Genomic DNA, 4,832 nt, shown 5'->3' on the forward strand with positions numbered 1-4,832 from the left:
GCGCGACGTCACCGCGATCATGGTGCAGACCGGGTGGCAACGGTCGCTCTCCCGTACCGCAGACCATCAGACTTCAAACACCCCAGAGCGTGTCCGGGGATCTCTCCGCAACGGCTAGCAGGGGGTGCCAGCGGCAAACGTAACGAAAAGTAAAGCGGGTACCTCCGGTAACGGCACCGGATCGCTGAGTGGCAAGCTGGGAATGGATATCTCTGATCGGGGGAGCTGCGACCGTTTTCGGCACAGTCGTCGATGGACATCGTGAATTACGATGTTCGTGAGGTCATCGCGTCGGCAGAAAAAAGCTGCTGCCCCGTTCGGACGCCCCCGAGGAAGCATTTTGCAAAGGAATTTGAGCGACGGCGTTCTCGGCAATCAAGGCCTTCGAAATCGCTACTTAGAACAAGCAGATTCTGGTCGCGGTACCATGCAGGTTACCGCCCCTCTGACATCGATGGAACAATCGTCGATCTTGAGTTCAGGTCGATCGTTATTGGATCGAGATAAGGGTCCAGCGGACGGAGACCCGAGCTTCAAGGAGCGCCGAGATCCCTAATGTTCATCTTTCTACGAGCCGATATGTCTATGGTGGATACTCCCAGATCGTATATCAAAGGGATCTGTGTAAGGATCGATCATAGGTCTTTGCGAAGGTGGGCCTGGCGTTATCACCCATTTCCCGCATGCGACCTTGGCTTTGAGGAAGCCATATCCCAGCACGGCTATCACCGTGATCGGATTGAAGACGATGATGAGCAGCACCATGGTGTTGGCCACGGAGCTATTCACTCGGTCATACGGGATGGTTATCATGATCTCGAGACCAATCCAGTACAGCAGCGCCGTCACCCAGTAGAGTTTCGCGTACCATGGCCGCCAAAACCAATCGGCAGCACGCGGCGATGGCGAGCCTGCCTCATCTGTTCTTTCAACGTGATCAACATCCTGCATCTGCAGAGCCTTTCCATCTGGAAAAATAACACAGGTTCATCCGACTGGAAACCGATCCGCCCTGATCACCGTGGACCGATCGCCCATGGCCACCGCAAGTATCTTGCCCCTTTTTCCTCCCCTCCTCCACCGAGCTTTGTTTACGGTTCTACCAAATGGACTTACTTCAAATCCTGGACACGGCCGCGATGAAGAAGAAGCGGCCCAATCGAGATGCACCTCCCAGTCTTTCTGCCGAAGCGGATGCCGCCATCCTTCGACTTGCGCGCCTCCTGGGCCGTCAGATCGCGCGTGAACTTGATCTGGAGCGACAGCAACGAGAAAAGCGCACGGACGTCCCGCCCAAATCGTGGGAATGAGGGACTTGTCCCTGCGTTTGCATCATCTTGTCCCCGCCGAAAGCGAAGCCGTTCATAAGTCTGGATGATGTACCAAGATTTTGACGACGCGAAAAGCAAACGCAATGGGAGGGATCACACATGAGCTATGCAATCCATCCGCTTTCGGCGTTAGCGGAGCAGGCTGCGTTTTGCGGTTGATTGCGGCCCGCTTTTTGGCAAGCTCTGGGACATTCGCGACAGTCAGGTTCGGAGCACTGATAATGGGATAGCCGACATTCCGGCTCAGAAATACCGATGTCAGTTACCGCCAACATAGCGGTCGTTTGCGACACTTCGCTTGGCCGTCCGAATTGGCCATTCATTAATGCAGCTAATCGGAACTTAGGATAACGGAACCTACGCCCAGATCTGGGCACTCTCGCTGTCGAAAAAAAAAAGCGTAGCCAGTGCTCGATCCAGAGGTTCGCTGATATTTTGCGAGGAGGCCATCGAGTTCCTTCAGTTTTTCCCCCATTGGGCTTGTATACACCGAAGTACACCTTCTTGGCGGAGGATCCGAAGATCGCGCGATAGATGTGCGCGTCGTTCTCGTCGGCGCTATGGCCATACACGAACACCGTTGCCGGGTTCAACACGAGCATGTCATAGCAGTGGCGCAGATACGCGACGGAGTTGATCCTTCGCATCTTCTGGGCGCTGGACCCTTCCGCCACATAGAGTGGGAATCGCCTCCCTTTGCCGATGGCATCGGTGATCGTCGCAATGACACCCGATCCACGATCGATAGCCTTGTAGACATCACCGATTTTGTCCTCGAACAGGTGAAGGCCGCCGTGGAGACTGTAGATGTGACAATGTGCAGATTCTTTGAATGGTCCATGAAACGCACCTTCTGTTGTCCCAAGTCCAAATCCATCTTTCAGTACAGATTTTTCGAGGTTCACCCAGTAGAGGAGCAGGTCATAGTTGAGCGAGAAAACGGTTTGAAAGTGAGATAGGAAAGCGGAACTACTAAGGTACTTGAGACCGAGGTCCTCCCGATGCGCGGGATGCGTGGAATTTACAGCCGCTACAAGCGCCTCCCGCACCTTTTGCGCATCGGCCTCGATCTCATCCGCATGGGCACCGTGCCCGTAAGCGCGCTCGACCAAAACCGCACCTTCGAGTGATCGAACCACAGCCTCGAAATCGACGGTATTCAATATATCGAAAAGGTCCCGGATTGGGGTCCCGGAACCGAGCCCCGATTTGTCGAGCAGGTTTCGATAGCTGAAATACTCGGCGGAAAAGCCGTTGCCGATAAGCAGCGCCCGATCCTCGCCATCCGTACGCTTTAGCGCTTCCTCAAAGTCGATTAGATCGGGCATCACGGCTCCTCGTTCGTACCTAACTAGGTCTTGCCCACAAACAAGCCGAAGCCAACGTCGCGGCGCGGGATACCTTAGTTCGTTGATATCACCATTGTCAGAGCGAAATGCACCGTCGGTAGAACGGACTCACGTGTTCGCGGACTAGGTCAACGATTTTTTCAGAGCCTGATCCGGGTGGAAGGCATGATTGCCGCTGCGATCGACGGCAGCGCGGTACTTGTCACGCACAGGGCAGAGGATTTCTTCCCGATTTTTCCGCCCGGATTTCGCTTGGGTTTGTGAGGGCGGCCGGTTCGCCGCCCGATCAGGAGCCAAGCCCAATGACCCATATTGTCTTCATTGCCGTCCAGGGTCACGACCGCCTCGTCGAGGTCGACCTGCCCGAGAACGCCTCTATCGAGATCGTCCACGCCACCGTCAAGGCGACGGGCATCGAGATCGACCAGGAGTTCATCCTCTTCCACGACGAGGACGACGAGCCGATTGAGTGGCAGGGCCACAAGCGCCCGCACCGCATCAAGCACGGGGCGAAGTTGCACCTCGCCCGTTGCCGCAAGATCGACGTCACTATCCACTATCTCGAGCAGACCAAGCACCACAGCTTCGCCCCCGGCGCCCGCGTGCGCCGCGTCAAGACGTGGGCTGTCGACCACTTCAAGCTCGCCAAGCGAGATGCCGCCGAGCACGTCCTGCAGGTCTGCGGCGGCACCGATCGCCCGCCGACCGACACGCCGCTGCACAAGCTGGTCAAGCACGGACACTGCGAGCTGTGCTTCGATCTGGTCCCCGACATCCGCGTCGAGGGCTGAGATGAACGCGCCTGTCCGCCCAAGCCAGCTGCTGCTCGAGCGCGACTTGGCCGTACCGGAGTTCCGGTGCGGCCAGTTCGACGGGCGGTGGCGCGTCATTTCCCAGGGATGGCCTCACGTGGTCATCGCCGTGTCTGCGGCGCCACGCCCGAACTCGCCCACCGAGTTCGGGCTGCGGTTCGAGTGCAGCGGCTATCCCCAAGTTGCCGTCACCGCGCAGCCTTGGAACCTCGCGACCGACGCTCCGCTCGCGGCGCACCTTTGGCCGCGCGGCAAGCTGATCCTGCCCTCGATCTTCCGGCCCGATTGGCAGGGGGGCACCTGCCTCTACCTTCCCTGCGACCGCATCTCGATGAACGGACACGACGTCTGGGTGAACCAGCACCCCAACCGCCTGTGGCAACCCAACCGCGGCATCATTTGCTATTTGGAGCAAGTCCATGACCTTCTCAATCAGGACGATTACACGGGCGCTCTTGCGGCGTAACCGCGGCATCCGCTTCGGGCCAGAGATCTGGATCGGCGTGTTGGCCGAACTCGATCGACGCGGTGAACGCGAGCACGAGGCCGGCGCGTTCCTTCTCGGCGCCCGCTCGGGCGACCTTCGCGAAGTGCAGGACGTCGTCTTTTACGATGACCTGGACCCGGCGGCCTACAGCTCTGGCGTCTGTATCCTCCACGCCCCGGCGTTCGCTAGGCTATGGTCGATTTGTCGGGCACGCGGCCTCACTGTCGTTGGCGACATGCACACCCACGGGGAGGGTGCGTTCCAGAGCGAGGCGGACCGCACCAATCCGATGGTCGCACGCGAAGGCCACATCGCGATAATCGTGCCGAACTTCGCTACGGGCCTCCCCCCACGCGAGACGCTCGGTGTCTTCGAATACCGCGGCGACCACGCTTGGACCGACCATTCCGGCGCTCCCGCGCGCCGCTTCCTGTACAACGACTTCTGGAGCAAGTTCCTATGACGACCGATCCCGACCGCCTGCACCGCACGGCGAAATACTTCATGGACAACGGACGGGCGGCAACCGCCGAGGACGCGCTCGACATGCTTTCCCGTTTTGGCATGACTATCACCGTCGACGCGGCGAGCGCTACGACCCTTAACGGCCAGATCGCGCTGCTCACCCTAGTCAACGCGGCCCGGCGCACGATGCTCGGCGGTATCGAAGTCGAGGGCGTCGGCGACCAGCCCGTTGTGACCGCCCTCTCGACCGAGATGACCCTCGCCGCCGCAGTCGCGGCGCTGGGCGGAACCTGCGTCGGGCGCACGCGCGACGACTGGCCCAGCGCGATCATCGGGGACGCTGCGCCGCCGGACGGTCCTGCACCGGCGTGGCGCCTGCGGTGGGCGG

The 4,832-nt window shown here is 59.4% G+C and carries 7 protein-coding genes; 5 read left to right on the forward strand and 2 right to left on the reverse strand.

Annotated features, from left to right (window positions below):
- Positions 1–567: 567 nt before the first annotated feature.
- Entirely contained in the window at positions 568–951 is a 384-nt protein-coding gene (locus tag BF95_RS26965) for a hypothetical protein (protein WP_081764227.1), read from the reverse strand.
- Between the two features lie 188 nt (positions 952–1,139).
- Between BF95_RS26965 and BF95_RS28520 the strand changes: the two genes are divergently transcribed.
- On the forward strand, positions 1,140–1,310 hold the full coding sequence (locus BF95_RS28520) for a hypothetical protein (RefSeq protein ID WP_200867014.1): 171 nt from the start codon (positions 1,140–1,142) through the stop codon (positions 1,308–1,310).
- 125 nt (positions 1,311–1,435) lie between these two features.
- Here BF95_RS28520 and BF95_RS24365 read toward each other — a convergent pair whose 3' ends face one another.
- Positions 1,436–2,659 carry a DUF4917 family protein gene (locus tag BF95_RS24365; RefSeq protein WP_043155333.1) on the reverse strand — a complete coding sequence of 408 codons (1,224 nt, stop codon included), beginning with the start codon at positions 2,657–2,659 and terminating at the stop codon, positions 1,436–1,438.
- Between the two features lie 323 nt (positions 2,660–2,982).
- Between BF95_RS24365 and BF95_RS24370 the strand changes: the two genes are divergently transcribed.
- The 4 genes from BF95_RS24370 to BF95_RS24385 all read left to right on the forward strand — a co-directional run.
- Entirely contained in the window at positions 2,983–3,471 is a 489-nt protein-coding gene (locus tag BF95_RS24370) for a hypothetical protein (protein ID WP_043155336.1), read from the forward strand.
- Position 3,472: 1 nt separating this feature from the next.
- Positions 3,473–3,958, forward strand: a complete 486-nt coding sequence (locus BF95_RS24375; RefSeq protein ID WP_043155339.1) for a DUF7665 family protein — start codon at positions 3,473–3,475, stop codon at positions 3,956–3,958.
- Entirely contained in the window at positions 3,912–4,442 is a 531-nt protein-coding gene (locus BF95_RS24380) for a Mov34/MPN/PAD-1 family protein (protein ID WP_081764284.1), read from the forward strand. The genes BF95_RS24375 and BF95_RS24380 overlap by 47 nt, the downstream gene beginning before the upstream one ends.
- On the forward strand, positions 4,439–4,832 hold a 394-nt coding region (locus BF95_RS24385; protein WP_043155342.1), incomplete at its 3' end, for a hypothetical protein. The genes BF95_RS24380 and BF95_RS24385, both read left to right, overlap by 4 nt.

The sequence above is a fragment of the Sphingobium sp. Ant17 genome (assembly GCF_000588875.1).
Lineage (GTDB): Bacteria > Pseudomonadota > Alphaproteobacteria > Sphingomonadales > Sphingomonadaceae > Sphingobium.